The sequence below is a fragment of the Companilactobacillus kedongensis genome, assembly GCF_003946625.1.
In the GTDB taxonomy this organism is placed as follows: Bacteria; Bacillota; Bacilli; order Lactobacillales; family Lactobacillaceae; genus Companilactobacillus; species Companilactobacillus kedongensis.
Genome location: NZ_RHOR01000003.1, coordinates 36,912 through 56,629, shown reverse-complemented (window position 1 = coordinate 56,629; position 19,718 = coordinate 36,912). Strand labels below are relative to the sequence as shown.

Annotated in this window: 24 protein-coding genes; 10 read left to right on the top strand and 14 right to left on the bottom strand. The window is 35.1% G+C overall.

The features are described 5' to 3' along the window. Positions 1-4: 4 nt before the first annotated feature. Positions 5-1,084, top strand: coding sequence for a YdcF family protein (locus EKM60_RS02980; RefSeq protein ID WP_125712295.1), 1,080 nt, complete (start codon positions 5-7; stop codon positions 1,082-1,084). On the opposite strand, the gene EKM60_RS02975 is transcribed toward EKM60_RS02980, so the two are convergent. Both EKM60_RS02975 and EKM60_RS02970 read right to left on the bottom strand, forming a co-directional pair. Then, entirely contained in the window at positions 1,069-1,329 is a 261-nt protein-coding gene (locus EKM60_RS02975; RefSeq protein WP_125712293.1) for a hypothetical protein, read from the bottom strand. The genes EKM60_RS02980 and EKM60_RS02975 overlap by 16 nt on opposite strands. Positions 1,330-1,480: 151 nt before the next feature. Continuing rightward, positions 1,481-2,644: an NADH-dependent flavin oxidoreductase gene (locus EKM60_RS02970; protein WP_125712291.1), complete on the bottom strand. Its 1,164-nt coding sequence runs from the start codon at positions 2,642-2,644 to the stop codon at positions 1,481-1,483. A 132-nt stretch (positions 2,645-2,776) separates the two neighbouring features. Between EKM60_RS02970 and EKM60_RS02965 the strand changes: the two genes are divergently transcribed. From EKM60_RS02965 to EKM60_RS02955, 3 genes are all read left to right on the top strand, one after another. Then, positions 2,777-3,181 carry a winged helix-turn-helix transcriptional regulator gene (locus EKM60_RS02965; protein ID WP_125712289.1) on the top strand — a complete coding sequence of 135 codons (405 nt, stop codon included), beginning with the start codon at positions 2,777-2,779 and terminating at the stop codon, positions 3,179-3,181. Positions 3,182-3,272: 91 nt separating this feature from the next. Further along, on the top strand, positions 3,273-3,497 hold the full coding sequence (locus tag EKM60_RS02960; RefSeq protein WP_125712287.1) for a hypothetical protein: 225 nt from the start codon (positions 3,273-3,275) through the stop codon (positions 3,495-3,497). Positions 3,498-3,617: 120 nt separating this feature from the next. After that, positions 3,618-4,313: a Bax inhibitor-1 family protein gene (locus EKM60_RS02955; RefSeq protein ID WP_125676519.1), complete on the top strand. Its 696-nt coding sequence runs from the start codon at positions 3,618-3,620 to the stop codon at positions 4,311-4,313. Positions 4,314-4,560: 247 nt separating this feature from the next. Here EKM60_RS02955 and EKM60_RS02950 read toward each other — a convergent pair whose 3' ends face one another. Next, positions 4,561-7,098 (bottom strand): M1 family metallopeptidase, encoded by a 2,538-nt coding sequence (locus EKM60_RS02950; RefSeq protein ID WP_125712285.1) that lies wholly within the window; start codon positions 7,096-7,098, stop codon positions 4,561-4,563. A gap of 318 nt (positions 7,099-7,416) precedes the next feature. Beyond that, a complete protein-coding gene (locus EKM60_RS02945; protein WP_125712283.1) occupies positions 7,417-7,653 on the bottom strand; it encodes a cytochrome b5 domain-containing protein in 237 nt (78 codons plus the stop codon). Positions 7,654-7,793: 140 nt separating this feature from the next. Here EKM60_RS02945 and EKM60_RS02940 point away from each other — a divergent pair, with 140 nt between their 5' ends. From EKM60_RS02940 to EKM60_RS02930, 4 genes are all read left to right on the top strand, one after another. Continuing rightward, a complete protein-coding gene (locus EKM60_RS02940; protein WP_125712281.1) occupies positions 7,794-8,030 on the top strand; it encodes a helix-turn-helix transcriptional regulator in 237 nt (78 codons plus the stop codon). Continuing rightward, positions 8,020-8,367: a DUF2178 domain-containing protein gene (locus EKM60_RS11090; RefSeq protein WP_164508301.1), complete on the top strand. Its 348-nt coding sequence runs from the start codon at positions 8,020-8,022 to the stop codon at positions 8,365-8,367. The genes EKM60_RS02940 and EKM60_RS11090 overlap by 11 nt, the downstream gene beginning before the upstream one ends. 38 nt (positions 8,368-8,405) lie before the next feature. Next, positions 8,406-9,164: a Fic family protein gene (locus tag EKM60_RS02935; RefSeq protein ID WP_125712279.1), complete on the top strand. Its 759-nt coding sequence runs from the start codon at positions 8,406-8,408 to the stop codon at positions 9,162-9,164. Positions 9,165-9,241: 77 nt separating this feature from the next. After that, a complete protein-coding gene (locus tag EKM60_RS02930; protein WP_125712277.1) occupies positions 9,242-9,526 on the top strand; it encodes an iron-sulfur cluster repair di-iron protein, ric in 285 nt (94 codons plus the stop codon). Positions 9,527-9,648: 122 nt separating this feature from the next. On the opposite strand, the gene EKM60_RS02925 is transcribed toward EKM60_RS02930, so the two are convergent. The 4 genes from EKM60_RS02925 to EKM60_RS02910 form a co-directional block, all read right to left on the bottom strand. After that, positions 9,649-10,020: a nuclear transport factor 2 family protein gene (locus tag EKM60_RS02925; RefSeq protein WP_125712275.1), complete on the bottom strand. Its 372-nt coding sequence runs from the start codon at positions 10,018-10,020 to the stop codon at positions 9,649-9,651. 87 nt (positions 10,021-10,107) lie between these two features. Next, positions 10,108-10,989 carry a LysR family transcriptional regulator gene (locus EKM60_RS02920; protein WP_125712273.1) on the bottom strand — a complete coding sequence of 294 codons (882 nt, stop codon included), beginning with the start codon at positions 10,987-10,989 and terminating at the stop codon, positions 10,108-10,110. A gap of 95 nt (positions 10,990-11,084) precedes the next feature. Continuing rightward, entirely contained in the window at positions 11,085-12,125 is a 1,041-nt protein-coding gene (locus tag EKM60_RS02915) for a zinc-dependent alcohol dehydrogenase family protein (protein ID WP_125712271.1), read from the bottom strand. Positions 12,126-12,270: 145 nt separating this feature from the next. Further along, positions 12,271-13,107 (bottom strand): SDR family oxidoreductase, encoded by an 837-nt coding sequence (locus tag EKM60_RS02910; protein WP_125712270.1) that lies wholly within the window; start codon positions 13,105-13,107, stop codon positions 12,271-12,273. A gap of 168 nt (positions 13,108-13,275) precedes the next feature. Between EKM60_RS02910 and EKM60_RS02905 the strand changes: the two genes are divergently transcribed. Continuing rightward, the gene (locus EKM60_RS02905; protein WP_125712268.1) at positions 13,276-13,734 is read left to right on the top strand and encodes a nitroreductase family protein; all 459 of its coding nucleotides are present in this window, start codon (positions 13,276-13,278) and stop codon (positions 13,732-13,734) included. Positions 13,735-13,903: 169 nt separating this feature from the next. Here EKM60_RS02905 and EKM60_RS02900 read toward each other — a convergent pair whose 3' ends face one another. Both EKM60_RS02900 and EKM60_RS02895 read right to left on the bottom strand, forming a co-directional pair. Beyond that, positions 13,904-14,653: a LiaF transmembrane domain-containing protein gene (locus EKM60_RS02900; protein ID WP_125712266.1), complete on the bottom strand. Its 750-nt coding sequence runs from the start codon at positions 14,651-14,653 to the stop codon at positions 13,904-13,906. A 2-nt stretch (positions 14,654-14,655) separates the two neighbouring features. Then, positions 14,656-15,108 (bottom strand): LytTR family DNA-binding domain-containing protein, encoded by a 453-nt coding sequence (locus EKM60_RS02895; protein ID WP_164508300.1) that lies wholly within the window; start codon positions 15,106-15,108, stop codon positions 14,656-14,658. A 272-nt stretch (positions 15,109-15,380) separates the two neighbouring features. Between EKM60_RS02895 and EKM60_RS02890 the strand changes: the two genes are divergently transcribed. Continuing rightward, on the top strand, positions 15,381-16,322 hold the full coding sequence (locus EKM60_RS02890) for a helix-turn-helix transcriptional regulator (protein WP_125712262.1): 942 nt from the start codon (positions 15,381-15,383) through the stop codon (positions 16,320-16,322). Between the two features lie 38 nt (positions 16,323-16,360). On the opposite strand, the gene EKM60_RS02885 is transcribed toward EKM60_RS02890, so the two are convergent. The 4 genes from EKM60_RS02885 to EKM60_RS02870 all read right to left on the bottom strand — a co-directional run bounded on the left by EKM60_RS02885 (position 16,361) and on the right by EKM60_RS02870 (position 19,630). Beyond that, positions 16,361-17,236 carry a hypothetical protein gene (locus EKM60_RS02885; protein ID WP_125712260.1) on the bottom strand — a complete coding sequence of 292 codons (876 nt, stop codon included), beginning with the start codon at positions 17,234-17,236 and terminating at the stop codon, positions 16,361-16,363. Between the two features lie 20 nt (positions 17,237-17,256). Continuing rightward, positions 17,257-18,147, bottom strand: coding sequence for a hypothetical protein (locus tag EKM60_RS02880; RefSeq protein WP_125712258.1), 891 nt, complete (start codon positions 18,145-18,147; stop codon positions 17,257-17,259). Positions 18,148-18,230: 83 nt separating this feature from the next. Further along, positions 18,231-18,785, bottom strand: coding sequence for an SLAP domain-containing protein (locus EKM60_RS02875; protein WP_125712256.1), 555 nt, complete (start codon positions 18,783-18,785; stop codon positions 18,231-18,233). Between the two features lie 17 nt (positions 18,786-18,802). Next, positions 18,803-19,630, bottom strand: a complete 828-nt coding sequence (locus EKM60_RS02870) for a hypothetical protein (RefSeq protein WP_125712254.1) — start codon at positions 19,628-19,630, stop codon at positions 18,803-18,805. Between the last annotated feature and the right edge of the window lie 88 nt (positions 19,631-19,718).

The window sequence follows — 19,718 nt, the reverse complement described above, 5'->3', positions numbered from 1 at the left end:
CTTTATGAATCAAGAAGTTTGGGTACCAATTCCAACCGTATTATATTGGTTTTGGTTAATACCGATATTTTTTGGAATCTGTTTTACTGTTGCTTATCGAAAAGACAAAAGACGCTTAAGCAATGGTATCTGGTTCTCTCTATTTCTCTATACATTCTTACCAATATTAGCGATAACGATCCTAGGAATAAATAATCATCCATTGATCATCATAAGCGTGATAATATTTACTATTTTCATATTAATAATGACTTTTCTCTTTACTTTACAAGCACTACTACTGCTGTGGAATGCCCTAGTAGTCTGGAAAAGGGAAAGCCATTCACTAGCCAATATGTTGACGCTGATTTTAGGGATAGCAATTCTAGTTCTTCCGTTCTTTGCCAATGAAATAAATAACAGATTGCCGCATCCCTGGTCCAGCTTGATAATCCTAATTTCAAATCTAGTTCTGTTCTATGTTATCTTCTGGTTTTACAATTATCTGACCATGGCAGTTCTGTACCAATTCAATCGTCCCAAGTTGAATCAGGATTATATAATCGTTCTCGGGGCAGGCTTATTAAATGGTGATCGGGTATCACCTCTACTTGCCCAAAGAATCGATCGAGGCTTGAAATTTTACTACAATCAGTTACGAAAAACTGGCAAATCTGCCAAAATAATTTTCTCTGGTGGACAAGGCGGAGACGAATTAGTCCCCGAGGGTAAGGCTATGTTGGACTATGCATTGAAACAAGGACTTCCCGAAGAAAATGGTATCGCTGAAACAGAATCTAAGAATACCTATCAGAATATGCTTTATTCCAAAAAAATCATTGATCAGCAAACCATCAATGCTAAGACGATTTTCGTTACTAATGGGTATCATACTTTCCGCGCTGGGATGGTTGCCAGACAAGCCGGTTTAAAAGCCGACGGAGTTGGAGCACATACGGCTAGATTCTTCTTACCTAATGCTATTATTCGTGAATATATTGCCATCTTTATGCGTAATAAATACTGGCATGCAACCGCGGTTGGTTTAATAATTGTCGGTAGTGGTGTGATTACTTGGTTAGAACATCGCTATGGAATTAGATAACAAAAGCTATTTTCTATTTGGTTAAATTGAATAACTAGAAAATCTTTGAAATCTTTTAAAAGATAGACTCCATTTCTGACAAGTTTTACAATCAAGTTCTTTATCCAATCTCTTAATTGAAATTTTTTAACCGTATTTGAATTATGTTTGACCGTTTTTTGATTAAGTAACCGATTGATATCATCCACATCAATGTATTCTGACGGATCGTAGTTATCTAAATCCTTTTCAAATGAGTATTTCATTATCTTCTTCTCCTTAATGGTTTAACTTATTAAATAAAATAGATGTGTGTAAATACGAGTTCAGTATAATATACTCTTTTAAATATAACAACATAAAAAATCCGCCAATTAGGAATAACTCCTATTGGCGGATTTTGAATTTTATATTTATTTAGTCCTTAAACACAGCATCTACGCCGTTTTCAGTCTTTTTATTCTCACCTTCAAAGCCAAGATCCAATCCTAAAATTCCCAAGAAGTCCATTAATGCAGGATTTAATCCTAGATCATCGAGTTCTGTACGGTTAACACTATATCTAATTGTATCTTCTAATCCACTTTGAACTTTTTCGATCCAACGAGGTTCACGTAAATATTCACGTCCCAATGCAGCAAATTCAATTCCTGCATCCATGATCTTCTCTGCATCAGCAGGTGTTTGAATCGAACCAACTGAAATGAGTGGTAATCTACCATTGACCTTATCTCTGATACGTAGAATCGTTGGTCTATCTTCGGTCTTATCATTCAATGACTTGCGCCATGCGTTACCCATAGAAATATGTAAGTAATCTAATGGTTGATCAGCCAATTTATTAATAAATTGGAGAGTATCCTCCATTCGAATACCTGGTTCTTCAATTTCTTCAGGTGAAATACGATATCCCAAGATAAATGGTTTCTTAGCATATTCATCAATTGTCTTTTTAACGATATTGATGATCTCCAAACCAAATCTCATTCTCTTCTCAACTGAACCGCCCCACTTATCGGTACGACGATTTGAATGTGGTGAGAAGAATTGCTGAATCAAATATGTATTAGCACCGTGAATTTCAACTCCATCAAATCCAGCCAAAATTACACGTCTTGTTGCATCACCGAAAGCCTTGATGATCTCCTCAATTTGATCATTTGTTAATTCTCTTGGTGTTTCCATTCCCTCACGAGGTGCAGCAACAGCACTGGCACTCTCAGTTTGTGTACCACGAAGGATAGCACTATTAGACATTCTTCCAGCATGAAAAATTTGTAAGATAGCCTTGGTTCCATTACCTTTCATTGCACTAGCCATTTTGGCTAGACTAGGAATGAATTTATCATCACTAGCAGATAATTGTCCCTCAAAACCCTTACCGTTAGGAATTACATAGGCAACGGGACTAATAAACATCCCCACGCCACCTGATCTTAAACTTGCATAATATGTTTCATCACGTGAGACAGATCCGTCTTCCAAACTGGATTGTTCAGTCATTGGAGGAATCACGATTCTATTTTTAACAGTTACACCGTTCTTAAAAGTATATGGCTCCAAAAATTTATATTTTCCCATTTCATAAATCTCCTAACCTTATATTGTGAATTTGTTTACAATTACAGTATAATTTGGGAGTAATAAATATAAAAGTACGCACTTATAAGTTAGATAGTAACCGCGTGGTAAGAATTGTGAGGAATAAGCTTTATGAAAAATATTATTTATAATTTAGGTATAGATTTGACCTTAGATATTATCGAAGGTAAATGGAAAACTTCACTTATTTGTTGGATCGGTTTGAAAGAACGTCGTAACGGTGAACTCTTAAATATTATGCCGGGAATTTCTCAAAAAGTTTTAACTCAACAATTACGTGAACTAGAGAGTGACGGCATTATCCAAAGAACGAGTTACGGAACCGTACCTCCCAAAGTTGTCTACTCATTAACTGATGACGGTATGGAACTGCGCCAGATCCTGGTTACTCTATCTATTTGGGGTGAAAAAAAGGCCGATCATCTAAATAAGCATGGTGATCATATTCATATCACACATGACAGTTCGGAAATAATTCCCGAAGAAAATCCTATGCTAAAACTTTTAGAACAATAAAATTCTTTCTGAAAAATTCAGGGAGAATTTTTTTATTTCTCGTAATTTATATAAAAGACAAAACAGCTCTTAAAAATATTGGAGGATTTTCATGAGTATTATATTATCAACTGTTTCGATTATTATCGGTCTCGTAGTAATTGGATTCATAATTATGTGGATCACAGGATTCTTTACAAAAAAAGAAACTGTATCTAAAGTAGGTAGAATTGGATTTATTATTTCTATAGCAATTTTTCTAGCTTTCAGTATTGGTACAAGTATCTCTTTATACAAAGAAGTAATGGCCGAACAGACCGTCGAACAGGAAAATTAATAATACAGCTAAAAATATAAAAAACTAACATATGACCTACATCAAGTCCAAATATCTCAATTATGCTATCATTGTATTATAAAATTGTTATAATGATTTACACGAGAGGGAGGACAATCAATGCAATCAATAGATAAAGCAAAAACCGCTGGTTTAGCTCGATTCACTTCACTAGTATATTTGTATACTGGTTTAGGTGTTGCCTTTTGGACAATCGCGGCTAACGCCATCGCTAGAAATAGTTCACTTTCATATTCAATCATGAATATGATGGGAGCACACAGTTTGATCTTTTCACTAGTTGTCATTGCTGTAGCTTTTGGATTCATCAGCATGGCTAACCGCTTCGCAACCACTTCGTATTTAATGACGTTTGTCAGTTACGTAGCATTCCTGTTGGCGCTATCAGTTTTCGGGGTACCTGTTTTCTACTTGTACTCAGCTCAAAGCATTATCCAATCCTTGGCCGTTACTTCAGTAATATTCATCGTTTCTGCCGGATTCGGATTCTTCACTAAAAAGGACCTAACAACTTGGAGCAGAACTCTATTGATCGGTTTGATCTCAATTATCATCGTTTCTGTTATCAATATTTTGATCTTCCACAGTACAGTCGCCGCCTTGTTAGTTAACATCGCTGTTATCGTAGTCTTCTTATTCTACATTGCCTTTGATTCACAAAACATCAAACGCATTTATAACAGTGCTCAAAATTCAGAAACACTTGGTGCTATTGCTCTGGTTGCCTCAATCAGCTTGGTACTAGACTTCATCAATATTTTCTTAAGTATCCTTTCTATCTTCGGTGATAGATAACAAACAAGATAAATATGACATCAAAAAAGCTCAAGAGATCCTTATAAGGATTTCTTGAGCTTTTCTGCTCTTATTGCTCCGATCATTGTCGGGGTGTTGGTTGTTGGATAACTGGCAACCTATCCCAACGTTTAAACAAAGAAAAAACCAGTAGCTGACGACTACTGGTTTTTTTGTACATATGTTTCAAACTCTTTACGACGTAAGTGTAACACCTGCACATTAACTTTTCTACTTCAAAATTTGACTAATCGGCAAGCTCAGAAACTGCTGAATTTACAGAATCTTTCTCGGCTTCAATCAGCTTGACACGTGTTTCAACGACTTTAATATCCATACTTATTTCACGTGTCATTCCTGGTGTATTTAGCTTAGGTTCAAAGAAAGCTTTGAATTCAGCTAAACGTTCTGGTGTATGGAAGATCATTGATGTAACAGTGATATAAGTTGTAAATTCCATATCTCCACCAACGGTATCATCCAACCACTGCCAGTCATTTCTGATCCAATCCCAAGCTGCTTGTTGTCCAGCATCATTAGCTAATAAGCCACGATACCATGCACGCAAGTCTTGAGGTTTGATCGTATCTGAATCTTCAAAGAATCCAACTAATTTTTTGATCAGTTTAGCATCTGGTGTTGCTGTTAAAGCGGCACAGATATCTTCTTTGTAACTAGCATCTGATGACTTACGATATTCATCCAGCAAATTATCAAATACTTCTTCTGTTCCGTAATTTTTAACTTCATTACGTAGGACGAATAGTCGAATATCAGCAGAAATAGCGGATAAGTCTTGTTGTTCGTTATCTGCATAGATGGCATGTGCTGACTCAATTGAAATTGGATTTTTAGCATACAATGATGCGTTCAAAACATATGGACGTGTCAATTGATCATCGTTTGATTCACTAGACTTTGGTTGCCAACCTAATCTCGTTACTTGATCTGAACTTAATTTATCAAATAATTTCTCTAATGATTTTGCTTCATCTGAATTTGGAGTAACAAACTTCTTCAAATCATTTGCGACACGATACAACGTAGCAATAACAACGTTTGAATGACTTGCAGCAAATTTTGGTAACAATGGTACGATCTCAGCATAAGAAATTTGTTTTCCTTCAGCCAATAAACGTAGATCTTGCAAAATTTGTAATTGTGAAATGGCATCCAACGAGTCAACGTTATCTAAAATATCTTTCAATAATTCATCATCATATTTGACGATAAAGTGAGAATTGTTGCCAACATTAACACGGAATGGTTTACCGTTTTCTTTACGTAATTTATCATAAGTTCCAACAACGACAGTCTTATCTGCCATTATCTTAGGTGCAGCATCGTAATTGCTATTCAAAGGAATTTGCCATTGACGTTCTTTATCTACACCATCACCAATGAAGAATTGTTCTTGTGACAAGGTTAATTCTCCATCAATAATTGACGCTTTGACAACTGGATATCCTGGTTGTTCCAACCATGTATTCATGATCGTAGCGACATCCATACCGGCAGCCTCCCCAATGGCATTCCAGAGGTCAGCACCTTTGGCATTGTTGTATTGATGTGCTGCAAAATAATTCTTTAATCCTTTACGTAAAGCATCATCACCTACTAAAGCACGCATCATGACAAGCATTCTGGCACCTTTAGCATAGACAATAGCACTATCAAATAAAGCGTCGATCTCAGCTGGATCTTCAACATCAACGTGAACTGATTGTACTCCGTCAGTTGCATCACGTTGCAAAGCGGCTGGAACATCTGAAGTTTGGAACATTTCCCAAATATGCCAATCAGGTTCGATAGCATCAACTGAAACATATTCCATCATATTTGCAAAACTTTCATTTAACCAGAGGTCATCCCACCACTTCATAGTTACAAGATCACCAAACCATTGGTGAGCCAACTCATGAGTAATAACTGTGGCAACTAATTGTTTAGTGTCAAGTGACGTATTGTCTGGATCAAGTGTTAAATAAGCCTCACGATAAGTTACTAGACCCCAGTTTTCCATAGCTCCGGCTGAGAAATCTGGTAAAGCCAATTGCCATGAATGTGGTAGTGGATATGGTGTTTGATAAAAATCTTCATAAAATTCGATCGCACGTTTAGCAATATCTAAAGCGAAGTCTAATTCATTAGCTTTGTGGGCTTTGGTAGCAAAGACTCCGACTTTTACGCCACTCTTAGTAGTTGTTATCTTACTTTGTAGTTCACCAAAGGCAAAAGCAATCAGATATGTAGACATACGAACAGTAGTATCAAAATAGTGAACGCCATTTTCTGTCTTAATTTCTGGCATATTGCTTAAAACTGTTTCGCCAATTTTTTCGTCAAACTTGATAGCAATATCAAATTTAGCTTTAGCTTCAGGTTCGTCGATACATGGAAATGCTTGGCGAGCAAAGTTTGTCTCAAATTGTGTACCGATAATTTGTTTCTTAACGCCACCGACTTCGTAATATGAAGGATAGATTCCCATCATAGAATCTGTCAAAGGTGCAGTGTATTTAATTGTTAAAGTTACTTCGCCAATTTTAGTTAAATCAATATTTAGTGCATCATTTTGGTCTTCTGTTGTGAAGGAAACATCTTGTCCACCCGCTTGAACGGACTTGATAGTTAAACCACTTTGATGGATCGAAATATTCTTAACCTTAGCCTCACCGGTTATAGTTGTCTTACCGGAAATCATTTTGGTTTCTCGATTAATATCTAAATAGATATCATAATGTGTTGGCTGGAATTTTTGATAAAAATGCGTTAGTTCAGTCATAAAATCCTCCCTAAATGTCTATAATACTTCTATTATACGACTTTCAATATTAATTCACTCATATTAAAAACCCGTTATTCTTATTAGAATAACGGATCGAATTATTTTAAAGTTAGCCGTCTACAGGGATGAGAGTATTCACCTGCTGTGCGAAACGGACGGAGCCAAGGTCTCCATCCTCGATTTGAAACCTTGTAAAGTTCAACAAATTTCCAAATACGTTCGGTGGTGTAATTGCTAAAGCAATAACGCCACTTCCACAGCTGGTAAATATTCTCATCCCTTCCGACTAATTTATTTTCTATTAATCTATAAAATTTAATTAGTTAATTTACCAACTGCAGTTAACTTGGATAAAACTGATTTTTTATGTGGAGCGTGAATGATCACATCAGATAGATCATTTCCGGCAGTATTTCCATGATGCTTGCCTCCTGCCCAAGGTTTAACATCTGTCATATCATAAACTACGCCATCAATAGCCACATAAGCCTTGTTGCCATTTTGTCCATCATATTGTTTCAACTCTTCTAAAGTAAATTCTTTATCTGCCATAATACTTTCCTCCCATACCAAAATCATTTCTAATTTCATTATTACACATTTATCAAGCTATAAATAGTAATACGCCCGAGTATAAGTTTACTTTACTTTTTTAAAACTATAAGTTATTATACGTGCATGAGGTTAGATATATGAAAAAAGATTTTGGTGACAACATCTCGAACACAGTTTACGAACATCGAGTATTAGCTAGAATGTCACAACAAGAATTAGCAGATAAAGTTGGAGTTTCCAAACAGACTATTTTTGTTATGGAAAAAGGTAACTACGTCCCTACTCTTTTGTTGGCATTTAGAATTTCAGATTATTTTAAAGTTCCGCTAAAAGAAATTTTTCAATATGAGGAAGGAAACAACAATGATCAATAATGGACTATTCACTGGACTGCTTCTTTGGTCTTCAGAATCAACTGCCCACTGGAATCAATTAGTCGGAGGAGCTTTTGCAGTATTCTTTATCAGCTTGATAATTATACTTAGAGGATTTTATCTATTCCTTGGCTGGAATTTTTTCAGTAGCGGAGATGAAAGAACTAGCAAAATCCTTGCCAGTTCTGCTCTATTTATGTTCGTAACGTTTATAATCTGCGACCTTGTTCTTCCACACGCATTCATGTGGCAGATTTTCTTTTTGATCAAATATTCCATCGTATTTCTTATCGGTGGATCTTACTTATTATGGCAACATCATAGGGATTTTAGCTAAAAGATAGTAAACTTATCTTAAAATTGGGAGGTGATTATATGAATAATACGGCACTTGCAAGATTCATTGCATCATTAGGCTCATTAAACGGATATGGAAGTACTATCTATCAAACAAAAAAAGCATTAGATGAAAATTCCACTAAACCTTTAAGGCAAGATAGAGATGACATTGCTATTTTTAACGATTCTCTAAAAGGTATTAATGCTATTAAAAAAATAGGGTTCAATACGGATGGAATCATTGCCATAAACAAAGAATTCGATTCTCCTTCAGACGAAAAGCCTAATATACCTGGTCATCTCAGAAATTCATATTATAATCCTGATGACAGAACCGCCATTTTGATAAGTAGTGACAGCACGGATGCATATTTTCCTCCTGATGTAATTTCAAGAAATGATTTGGATGATATCGTTACTACATTCAATAATTCTAAAAAAAGCGAAATCGATGCTTGGAAAGTATTCGCAGATATTTCTAAACTTCAGCCTTTTCAAGATGGTAATAAGCGAACTGCTTTAATCGCTGCCAATTCAGCAATCGGTGCACTCAAAAACGGAAATTATTTGATTTTACCTATCAATGATTTAGACAGAGCAGAATTCACATTAATGTTAATGAGATACTACAATGCAATTGATGATGATTCTAAAAACACTGCCTTTAAAAGAATGATTGCTCTTTTGCCAAATGAAAGTGATCGTCTTCAAGAACTATCAAAACCCATTACGAAAGAAGACAATTCTCTCTTAGCAACTCGGAAAGTAAAGCACGAAATACGCAAGAATAATTAGGATTCTTGATTTAAATCAAGTAACTTTTAACCGCTTTCATATAAACTAAAACTATCAAATGAAAAGAGGTTTTATACATGACTGCTGTTAAAGATTACTTAAATAAAAATCAAGAAAAGTTAGATTTATTCACTAAAGCAATTACGATTGCACATGGTAAAAATCATCCCGAAGTATTCGCTGTTAGAGAAGAATATCTTAACCTAAAAGAGGCAGCTGAAAATGATCAAAATTTGGATGATGACTTTGATCAACTTCGTGAAACCACTCAAAATTACGCCATTCCTGGAGATGTCTGTCCAACGTTTGAAGCAACCTATCAGATGTTAGAAAGTGCTGATTCCATTAATGCTAAAGCTTAATCGTGCAACAAAACATAGCTTTTTCCGCTTAAAATAAACAAGACTAGCAATCCAAAATTGGATTACTAGTCTTGTTTTTCTTAATGCTCAAAATCTGACTATATTTGGTCACTCTTCTGTTTTTAATATGTGCTGGCAACTTGATCAGCTATGATCCAATCACCGTTCTCTTTAACGAAATACATTTTCATTTCCAGTGGCCAAGTATTGATGCCTCCACCCCAGATGCTTGCCCTAACTTGATTTTGACCAATCAAACTAGCCTTATTGCCAGCAATTTTTATATCTTTGATATTTTCTTCAACCGATGACAAATACTTCATTTCTTCATTTTGAATCTGATCGATCCACTCTAATTTGGACTGAACGTAGCCAGTCATATGAGTTAAATGCATTGATACGTTCAAAATTTCATTTAATTTATTAATATCTTTACTTACCATAGCTTTATTTTCATCACGATATAATTCAATGATTTTTTCTTTATCAGTCATAAATATCACTCCTTAACTTCATGAAAATAATACCTAAAATACTGATATAGAGCTATTTCAATTCGAGGATTAACTGATAAGTCTAACTTATGCAAAACTTTCTTTAAGTAATTTTGCAAAGGATTCAATATAATAGCCAGAATTATCAGCTTTCCAATAAGCATAGTAATTTTGGACCATCTGTTGTTTAGCATTTATTAAGTTAACTGTTTTAACGATTCCAGGATTCAATTGCTTTTCTGTCCGATCGTTTACAATCAAATAGCCTTGATTTGATGCCACTAAAATTTGAGCTTCGTCATAATTTGCGGCCAAAATGAATTCACTTTTAACACCTAAAATCTCTCGATAATATGCCTCATCAGACTCTCTTTGATCGTTAGCAGTAATCAAGACACAGGGAATATCTGCCAGTTGTGAGATATCCATTTGATCATTAATATCAGCAAAAGATGTTCTGCTTATAGCCAACATAAATTTACTATCCGTCAAAAACTCATTCACATATTCATTAGACAGTGCTCTTCGTTGGTCAGAAAAATTCAAATCCACTTTTCCTGTACGTAATAACTCATACAATTCTTCGTGATTACCGCTATTGATCTTAATTTTTACTTGCGGAAAGTCCTCAGAAAATTTCGAGACTGTTTGTAAAAATTCTGTGGTACCAAAATTCTTAAGATAACCAACTCTTAATTCAACTTGTTCATCCTTAACAATCTTGACCGTATTTTCTACTAACGTATCAATATTATCCAAAATGTCCTGGCTATGTGTATAGAAATATTGTCCAGCTTCAGTAACTTCAAAACTGCGGCCTTTTCTTTCGAGTAATTTAACTCCCAAATGAGTCTCTAATTCTTTCATTTGTTGAGAAATAGCTGACTGAGAAATATGGCATTCTACGGCCGCTTGTGTGAAACTATGATTTTTTACGATAGATATGAAATATTGCATTTGTTGGAACATATTTTTGCTCCTTTTATTAAATCAATTAGTTTAATTGTACTAAAAACAAAAGCATGATTTCGAATAATTTCGAAATCATGCTTTATTTTTAAATATTATCCTTCACTAACAATAACTAATGACTTGATAGCTTCACGTTTATCCATTGCTTCATAAGCTTTTTGAATATCGTCTAATGCAAAACGTTTTGTGAAGACTTTTCCTGGATTGATCTTACCTTTCAAAACTGCATCCAATAAAATTTCTTTATCATAAGTAGTAACTGATGCAATTCCACCACGCAAGCCAATATTTCTCCAGAATAAGTTGTTTGTATTCATCTCAGCTTTTTGAGGAACTCCGACACGACCAACAACAGCCCCTGGACGACCAACTTTAACGGCTGTATCAACTGATTGCTCTGTACCAACACATTCAAGTACGGCGTCAGCTCCACCATCTGTTAGTTCCATAACTTTTTGAACAGCTTCGTCACCACGTTCAGCAATAATATCAGTTGCACCAAATTCCAAGGCTAATTTTTGTCTATCCTCGTGACGACTCATGGCAATAATTCGTTTAGCACCACGAAGCTTAGAAGCAATGACACCACATAATCCAACGGCACCATCACCCATAACAACAACAGTATCGCCTTTCTTTACTTCAGCAGCTGCTGCAGCATGATAACCAGTTGCCATAACGTCAGCTAATGTTAAAAGAGAATTGATTGTTTCATCTGAATAATCTTTTGGAGATCCGGGAACTTTTACCAAGGCCCAATTGGCATTAGTAAATCTCAAGTATTCGCCTTGATATCCGCCATTTCCGCCTTCTTCTTTATTCATACAATCACCATCAAATCCTGCCAAACAAGCAGCACAGTGACCACAACCATGTGTAAATGGTGCAATTACAAAGTCACCTTTTTTAACATCAGTAACTTCTGAACCTACTTCATCAACGATACCGATTGCTTCATGACCTACTAAAGAATTCTTCTCACGATCGGAAATACCACGGAACCACCATAAATCAGATCCACAAACACAGGAACGTAAAACATGAATAATAGCGTCAGTTGGTTTTTCAATTTTAGGTTTCTCTACGTCTTGTACTTCAACTTTTCCTGGTTCAATAAAGGCTGTTGCTTTCACATTAAAATCTCCCTCTTTTTTGTGCTTTTGAAACGCGCTTACAATGAGCAATACACTGCGCTTACTACGGATAATCAATGTGCCACTACGTGACAAATTGGTTATCCTAGGTAATGCTCATGTATTACCGCTCATTGAACCGCTCTTAATTTCTAACTTCGTCCACGTCTCCATACCAATACTGTGCAGTAATTCCACCATCGGCGAGAAAATCACTTCCGGTAATAAAGGCGCTGCGGCGATCCATTAATAATTCTGCTAAACTGGCAATTTCATCTGGTGTACCTGGACGTTTCGTGACCATAGAATCAAACATCTTTCTATATCCGTCTCCTCTTGGTCCATTCAATTCATCCAAAGCCAGTGGTGTCATAATTATACCAGGACTGATGGCATTTATTCTTGCCCCACGTTTTTGCCAGTTGACTGATTCAGCGGCGACACGTAAAACATTAGTTCTTTTGGCATATTGATAAGCGGCCAATGAATCAGTAATAACGTCTTCTTGCAAGATTGGCAAGTCCAGCAATTCTTCAGTTGGTGTCATGGCTAATGATTTATTGTCTTCAACTGATAATCCTGGCAAACGATGTCCTGATTGTGACGAAATAACAATTCCTGAACCACCTGCTGCCATAACTTTTCCAAATTCCTCTAATAGTACGGAAGTTCCATAAAGATCAACTTTCAAAACTTGTTCAGCACTGGCTTGTGATGGTGAAACTCCAGCAGCATTGACTAATCCCATAATATCACCAAGTGATTGTGCTTTGGCAACTACTTCTTTAATAGAAGTTCTAGAAGATAGATCAGCCTTAATAGTTTCAACTGAGAATCCAGCTTCTGACAATTTCTGTTTCATTTCGGCTAACTTATCTTCACTATAATCAGCCAATAGTAACTTTCTACCAGCAGATACTCTTCTAACAATTGCTTCGCCGATAGCTCCGGCACCAAATAATACGACTACTTCATTATTCATTTATATATCCTCCGTGTATTAACTAACTTTCGAGGACAATATTACAAGTAAACTCGTCTCTTACCAATTCTAAAAAAATTGATGATTGATAAGTTATACTTATGATTCATTTTGTTTAAATAATTCAATGCGATAAAATGGACTTGTACCAAAAAGGAGTGTTTAGTTATGGAAACTTTAAAGATGATTCATTCACGTAAAGCGATTCGTAAATATTCTGGCCAATTAAATGACAACCAGCTACATCAAATTATCCTGGCCGCTAATGCTGCGCCTGTTTCATTAGGTAGTTACGATGATTACAGATTGACCGTCATTCAGGATCAGCAAGTCCTCTCACAAATAACTGGCATTTATAATGCACCAACTCTGATAGTAGTTTCTGCCAAAGATCCTACTAAAGCAGAATACGTTTCAGCCGGAGCTATCGTCCACAATATGGAACTCGCTGCTGAAGATCAAGGACTGGGAGCCAATTACAATATGGGCAGCATTCATCTGATTCCAAACACCGTTTTGCCAGATGGATTTACCGCACTATTCGCGTTAACAGTTGGTCAAACAAGTGAGGAATTTTCTCCTAAAGATATTTCTGACGATCGCATAAAATTAAATATAATTAAATAGTAAAAAAGCTGTGACATATTCTTGTCCTAAATATACAGCGCATAAACGTGTAACAAAACATAGATTTTTCCGCTTAAAACAAATGGCTCCAGTAATCCAAAATCGGATTACTGGAGCCATTTGCCTTAATGCTCGAAAGCTGAACATGTTTTGTCGCACTCTCTTATTTCTATATATAAGTTATTTTCAACCCTGACAATGATAGATAACCATGAACAGTAATTACCGGGCTATCCTCAGTAATATTTGGATAACCTTCCTCACCTATTCCGCTCATGTTACTATCATCAATCTCTTTTACAATGTTCCAATTTTTAGGAACATATAATTCAACATTTCCCAACGATATATCAACATTAATAATAGCTGTATCTTCAACTGTTACATTTTCAAAGTAAACTTTGGCATTACCCATTGATACATCGACATTGGCTTCTTTAAAATCATCTGAAGTCACATACCTAACACTGCTACCCATTCTAACACTGACATTTACATCCGATCGATCAGTCGTTTCAACATCCACATCATGGTCAACATGATGATGCATTCTAGGATTATGCCAACTTCTACCATGATGATCGAATCTCATCCATGGTCTATGCTTAGCCAAAAAGGGATGCAATATCATCGACAAGCCAATCGTTATCAGCAAAGCCGCACCTAAAATCGTCCAAGGGACAATTGCTGTTATACCAAGTGGTTTAGCATACAAGATTGCCAGAAATGCCAGTGAAAATACTGTTCCCGGTATTGCATAATAAACTAAACTTTTGATCAAAACAGCTACCAAGAAAATTGTTACAACTACAGTCCAGAAACTGAATGTATAGCTGATCAAATGCATCTGACTGACGATCAGAATGCCGGCACTTATCAACATAAACAGTCCCCAAAAGATTCCATTTCTATTTCTCATCTTTAAAACTTCCTTTGATTTAATCTATTTTTCAATTCCTTTAAAAATCTTCTTGAAACATATATCGTTTTATAGGTATTTTTAAATTGAACCAAATTTCCCGTTACCGACCGTGACAATGAAATGATTTCATCAACATTGATAATTGCAGATTTGGACACCCGCAAGAAGCTATCCGGCAAATTATTATCCAATTCATACAGTCGGTAATGAATCAAAAAGGCGTTGTTTTTGGTGTGAGCATAGACATTGCGCTCATTAGTCTCAAAAAATAATATTTCTTTTAAATCAAGCGAATAAACCGTTTCATTGATATAACCGTTTATTTGACTGAATTCACTTTCAATATGTTTAATTTTATCTACGATTTGCTTTAATTCGTCATCTTCTTCAGGAGATTTGATCACGATCTCTTTTTCTGAATACTTCGGCGAAACATCTACCCTTATTTTCACGTCCCACAACCCTTTCGCTAAAAATATTACACCACATATAACAGTTACTTGATAGCCCATTTGTCTAAGTGGTCACTTTTATCGAATAAGTGGTCAAAAAAATACCGACCCACGGGAAGTTTGGGTCGGCAATCAGGGAAACATTAAAGAAACGTAGGTATATCTTTGAGGGAGTACAACTCTCTCACCTTTAGTATAGTTGCCTAGATTATTTACAAGATAGAGAAATACTCATTAAAGTTTTTATTATAATAATACGAAAGGAGAATATCATGAATGCCAGCAAACACATAACCGAAATGTTAATCCGCATGCTCCAAGGCGACAAACTCACCATGGACGACGAAAAAGAACGATATCATTGTTCGACAAAAACTATCCAAAGATATTTGCGAGATATTAAGGATACTATAGAAGAAAGTAATTTTAACGTCTCTTACATCCATGATCTCAAACGAAAAGAATACTATCTAAAAGAACAGTCAGACTTTTCTTTTGAAGAAACATTAGCATTATTAAAAATTGTCATCGGTACACGTGCCTTCAATAAAACCGAATTAGAACAGCTGATGGATAGACTATTAAACCGACTATCTGTAGAAGATCAACCATTAGCTAAAAAATTGATCAGTAGTACCACATCAAAGTACGTACCGATCAAATCAGATTATGACCTATTACCTCGTATCAAAAACTTTTCTAAATATATCTCAGAAAATACAGCCATTGAATTTACTTATTTAAATGGCCTGCGGCAAATCAAAAGAGATATTGAATTGCCCATTAGTCTGTATTTCGATAATTTTTATTTTTACGTCGTAACGTATAACGAAAAATATAATAAGAATATCCTGCATCGCTTAGATCGTTTTCAAACCATCAAACCATTACCAAATAAGAAAATTCGCTTACCATGGGAAATCAAAAAAGACGACGGTAAAGAAATAAATAAAACTTATCTCATAAGTGATGGCAAAGAAAATAATTTTGAACTGTATTATTCTGGATATCCGCAAACAGCTTTGGATCATTTTCCCAATGCTAAAATCAAGAAAGAATTAGACGGTGAAGTTTTGATTGAGGGTAGTGCTTATATGCAGGGATTAATCTTGTGGATCATGGAACAAGGACCTCGAGTGCGAGTTAAATCTCCCGCTTCATTGGTAGAAGAAGTCAAAAGTGAACTGCTAAAAACTTTGAAATATTATGAGTAGTTTTTACCTGTGATATTGAGAATTACGTCAACTATTTTCTAATTTGAATTACCAGTTGGTCTACCTGAAACTATCGTTCCGTCTGGATACACCATCCATGAACCCATAGGCATTTGTATATCGGGAGCATCAGGATTGGGTTTAGTTAAAATAACCCAGTAAGATTTACCACTAGCAGTGTCCCACATACCAGAGTTATACGAATAGCTTTCGTCATCGATAGCTGGTCCATTTTGCTTTTCAACAAGTGCCATAGCCTGGCCTTCGCTATTGACAACGTTACTTTTAGTATCACTTGTAGCATTCACCGAATCATTATCAGAACTAGTATCATTGTTATTTGAGTTCTCATTAGTTGTACTATTATTTGATTTGTTAGAATCTACAGTGGTGCTACCTTTTTGATTAACATAATCTTTATAATCATTTTTTAAATGTCTATTTTTCAAATTGTTCGAACTAAAAGTATCATTATTAGGATTTAAATAAGCCAATTTAAAATTATCATTCTTATAAACAAACAATCCAGGATTTTCTAGTACGTCAGTTTCGACATCTTGAAAAAGCTTTTTAATAGTTATTTTTTTATTAGGCTTAATTATTTTGATCCCTGATTTAGCAGAATGTATATCGTCAGCACTCAATAAAATAAATTCATTTAGGTCAAATTTGATATTCTTATTAGATTGATTGGTTATCGTCAAATCAATCGTACTAGAATCAACTATTGTTCCTGTGTTTTTCTTAAACGAGAATTTAACATTCGAACTATTCTCACTAGATATCTTATTAAAAAAATAAGTCTCAGTTTCTTTGTCTGTTTTAGAAGATTCTCTATTAGTACCATTACTACTTGAACATCCTGAAATTAATAGTATTAAGAAGAGAATTACAGCTAAGTATCTCTTTTTCATTATTTTTTCTCCTTAATATATTAATTTAAATCAGGTCTACCATCTAATATTGTTCCATCAGTCAATACCGTATATTGTGTTGGATATGTTGTGATTCCACTTGCGCCATGATAAGCAATACCTATCCAATAACCTTGAAGTCCGGTACTCGTATCATAAAGGTATGTATTATCGTTATCGTCGTTTGGAAAAGCAAAACATTCACCGACATCTTTTGACTTTTGAACCAAGGCTATAGCCTCATCAGAACTATTAACGGCGTTACTACTTCCAGATTGATTATTGTCTGAGTCATCATTGTTTGAATCGGAACTATCATCATCAGTTGTAGTTGAACTATCAGTAGATTTACCACTCGAATCATTGTTATCAATAGTTGAACTTTCAGAGTTCATTGTTACGTCATTCTTATTCGACATAAAATCACTATATTCTTTCTTTAATTGTGAATCGCTCAAATTACTTGATCTAGAAGTTTTACCATCTAAATATGCTAATTTGAAATCAGTACTTTTATAACAGAATAGTCCTGGATCGTTAAAAACAGTTTCATCAATATCTTTAAAAATGCCTTTGATAGTTACTTTCTTATTTAACTTAATTGTCTTAATTCCTGATTTATCAGATTTTAACCTATCTGCTCCCAAATATTTAAAATCTTCTAAATCAAACTTAATATTCTTATTCGATTGGTTTTTGATTGTTAAATCAATCTGCCCCTGTCCTTCAATCGTGCCTTCATGACGTTTGAAGGTAAATTGAATATTATCACGATCACTTTTAGAAAGTTTGTCATATTGCTTTGTCTCAATTTTACTTATTGGTGCACTTTGTTTACTTTGACTAGCACATCCAGTAATTACTAATAGAAGTGCAATAATTCCAAGTAAAAATATTCCTCGTTTTTTCATAAAGATCCCCCGTTTTAATTTAAAAAGTCGTACTGCATCAACAGTACGACTCAATATCGTTACAATTATCTTTTAAATTAGCATTAATTTACTTTATATAAAACCAAACTTGTTGAATTAGATGTCAATGAATTACCATCATAAGTAAATGTTTGAGTCCAGCCTTCTGAATCATCATCATTAAACACTATTGTGACTTGGTCACCCTTTACAGATGCAATAGTATAGTAACCGTCATATCTGGTGTTTTCACTATTATTGTTAATAATTAATCTACCAACATTAAAATAATATCTAATGTTACCATTTATCCATGTTCCTCTTAAATCATCATCCGTAATACTCTTAACAACTGGACCCTCATAACTTGTTTCAGAAGCTTTAACAAATTCATTTGTAGAAACTTGGTACATTTTTTCTCCATTGATTTCAGCAAATATTCCTACTTGCCATGGAGTATTAGCACCTAAAGCACGATTTGTTATTAAATCTCCATCTCTGTTATACATACGTGTAACGTGATCGAATGTTGTAGCAACTCCGGATGCTGAAACATCTGTTGAATTACTAAAAATACCAACAGTTAATGCAGCCATTCCGGCAATAAATAAACTGCCTATTGTTCTTTTATTCATCATAAATCTCCCCTAAGATTTTATTCTACCCAAAAGCCAAATGAGTAACCGTGAACGTCTGGATATGTTTCATTTATAACAGCAACAAATCCAGTATCTGGTTGGTCTCCTGCTTCAACAACATCTGCATAATGGAATAATAGCCAATTATCTGGAACAGCGGCTAATGCAGTGGCATCACATTGATAATCGTTTGTTAGCATGTTGCGAATACCGTCGGCTGTCATACCTAATACAGTATTACCGACAGGACTGAAATTGTCGTCATATTCAATCGTTTGGTCACCGGTAACTTTAGGTATGTAATAATCATCACCATCTCCATCAACCATGCCATCTCCATTGATCCAAGTATGTGTTGATACCTGGTAGAACGTTCCAATACTACTCTTAACAATTCTGCCTACTTTAAATGAACCAATCAAGTCAGGATTTTTAGAATTTATATGTCCATCTGTAGTTGTTCCATCATTGTCATTATATCCAATTGAATAATTAGTAGTTATAACAACATTAGAATTAGGTTTATTATCTGTATTAGTGTTTGTATCCGTGTTGCCACCAGGATTAGCATCATAAGACACATCCCCTGCCTTAACAAACTCTGAAGTTGATACTTGGTACATTGTCTCGCCATTGATGGTTCTAGTTTTGCCAACTTGCCATGGAGTATGTGCCCCTAAAGCACGGTTTGTAACCAAATCACCATTTGGTTTGTACATACGTACGATCTTGTCAAATGTTGTAGCAACACCTGCAGCTGATACGTTTGTTAAGTTACTGAGCGCGCCAATTGTAACCGCTGCCATTCCAGCAACAACTATACTACCCATAATTTTCTTTTTCATATTGAATCCCCCTAATATATATACACATATTGAAATTAATTTAATTATATATATGCAATTACATAAAATCAACCGATTATTTTAGTTT

Bases quoted from the DNA above. Each gene is read 5' to 3' on its own strand.
- EKM60_RS02980 (WP_125712295.1), top strand. From the start codon at position 5: ATGAATCAAGAAGTTTGGGTACCAATTCCAACCGTATTATATTGGTTT.
- EKM60_RS02975 (WP_125712293.1), bottom strand. From the start codon at position 1,329: ATGAAATACTCATTTGAAAAGGATTTAGATAACTACGATCCGTCAGAA.
- EKM60_RS02970 (WP_125712291.1), bottom strand. From the start codon at position 2,644: ATGGGAAAATATAAATTTTTGGAGCCATATACTTTTAAGAACGGTGTA.
- EKM60_RS02965 (WP_125712289.1), top strand. From the start codon at position 2,777: ATGAAAAATATTATTTATAATTTAGGTATAGATTTGACCTTAGATATT.
- EKM60_RS02960 (WP_125712287.1), top strand. From the start codon at position 3,273: ATGAGTATTATATTATCAACTGTTTCGATTATTATCGGTCTCGTAGTA.
- EKM60_RS02955 (WP_125676519.1), top strand. From the start codon at position 3,618: ATGCAATCAATAGATAAAGCAAAAACCGCTGGTTTAGCTCGATTCACT.
- EKM60_RS02950 (WP_125712285.1), bottom strand. From the start codon at position 7,098: ATGACTGAACTAACGCATTTTTATCAAAAATTCCAGCCAACACATTAT.
- EKM60_RS02945 (WP_125712283.1), bottom strand. From the start codon at position 7,653: ATGGCAGATAAAGAATTTACTTTAGAAGAGTTGAAACAATATGATGGA.
- EKM60_RS02940 (WP_125712281.1), top strand. From the start codon at position 7,794: ATGAAAAAAGATTTTGGTGACAACATCTCGAACACAGTTTACGAACAT.
- EKM60_RS11090 (WP_164508301.1), top strand. From the start codon at position 8,020: ATGATCAATAATGGACTATTCACTGGACTGCTTCTTTGGTCTTCAGAA.
- EKM60_RS02935 (WP_125712279.1), top strand. From the start codon at position 8,406: ATGAATAATACGGCACTTGCAAGATTCATTGCATCATTAGGCTCATTA.
- EKM60_RS02930 (WP_125712277.1), top strand. From the start codon at position 9,242: ATGACTGCTGTTAAAGATTACTTAAATAAAAATCAAGAAAAGTTAGAT.
- EKM60_RS02925 (WP_125712275.1), bottom strand. From the start codon at position 10,020: ATGACTGATAAAGAAAAAATCATTGAATTATATCGTGATGAAAATAAA.
- EKM60_RS02920 (WP_125712273.1), bottom strand. From the start codon at position 10,989: ATGTTCCAACAAATGCAATATTTCATATCTATCGTAAAAAATCATAGT.
- EKM60_RS02910 (WP_125712270.1), bottom strand. From the start codon at position 13,107: ATGAATAATGAAGTAGTCGTATTATTTGGTGCCGGAGCTATCGGCGAA.
- EKM60_RS02905 (WP_125712268.1), top strand. From the start codon at position 13,276: ATGGAAACTTTAAAGATGATTCATTCACGTAAAGCGATTCGTAAATAT.
- EKM60_RS02900 (WP_125712266.1), bottom strand. From the start codon at position 14,653: ATGAGAAATAGAAATGGAATCTTTTGGGGACTGTTTATGTTGATAAGT.
- EKM60_RS02890 (WP_125712262.1), top strand. From the start codon at position 15,381: ATGAATGCCAGCAAACACATAACCGAAATGTTAATCCGCATGCTCCAA.
- EKM60_RS02885 (WP_125712260.1), bottom strand. From the start codon at position 17,236: ATGAAAAAGAGATACTTAGCTGTAATTCTCTTCTTAATACTATTAATT.
- EKM60_RS02880 (WP_125712258.1), bottom strand. From the start codon at position 18,147: ATGAAAAAACGAGGAATATTTTTACTTGGAATTATTGCACTTCTATTA.
- EKM60_RS02875 (WP_125712256.1), bottom strand. From the start codon at position 18,785: ATGATGAATAAAAGAACAATAGGCAGTTTATTTATTGCCGGAATGGCT.
- EKM60_RS02870 (WP_125712254.1), bottom strand. From the start codon at position 19,630: ATGAAAAAGAAAATTATGGGTAGTATAGTTGTTGCTGGAATGGCAGCG.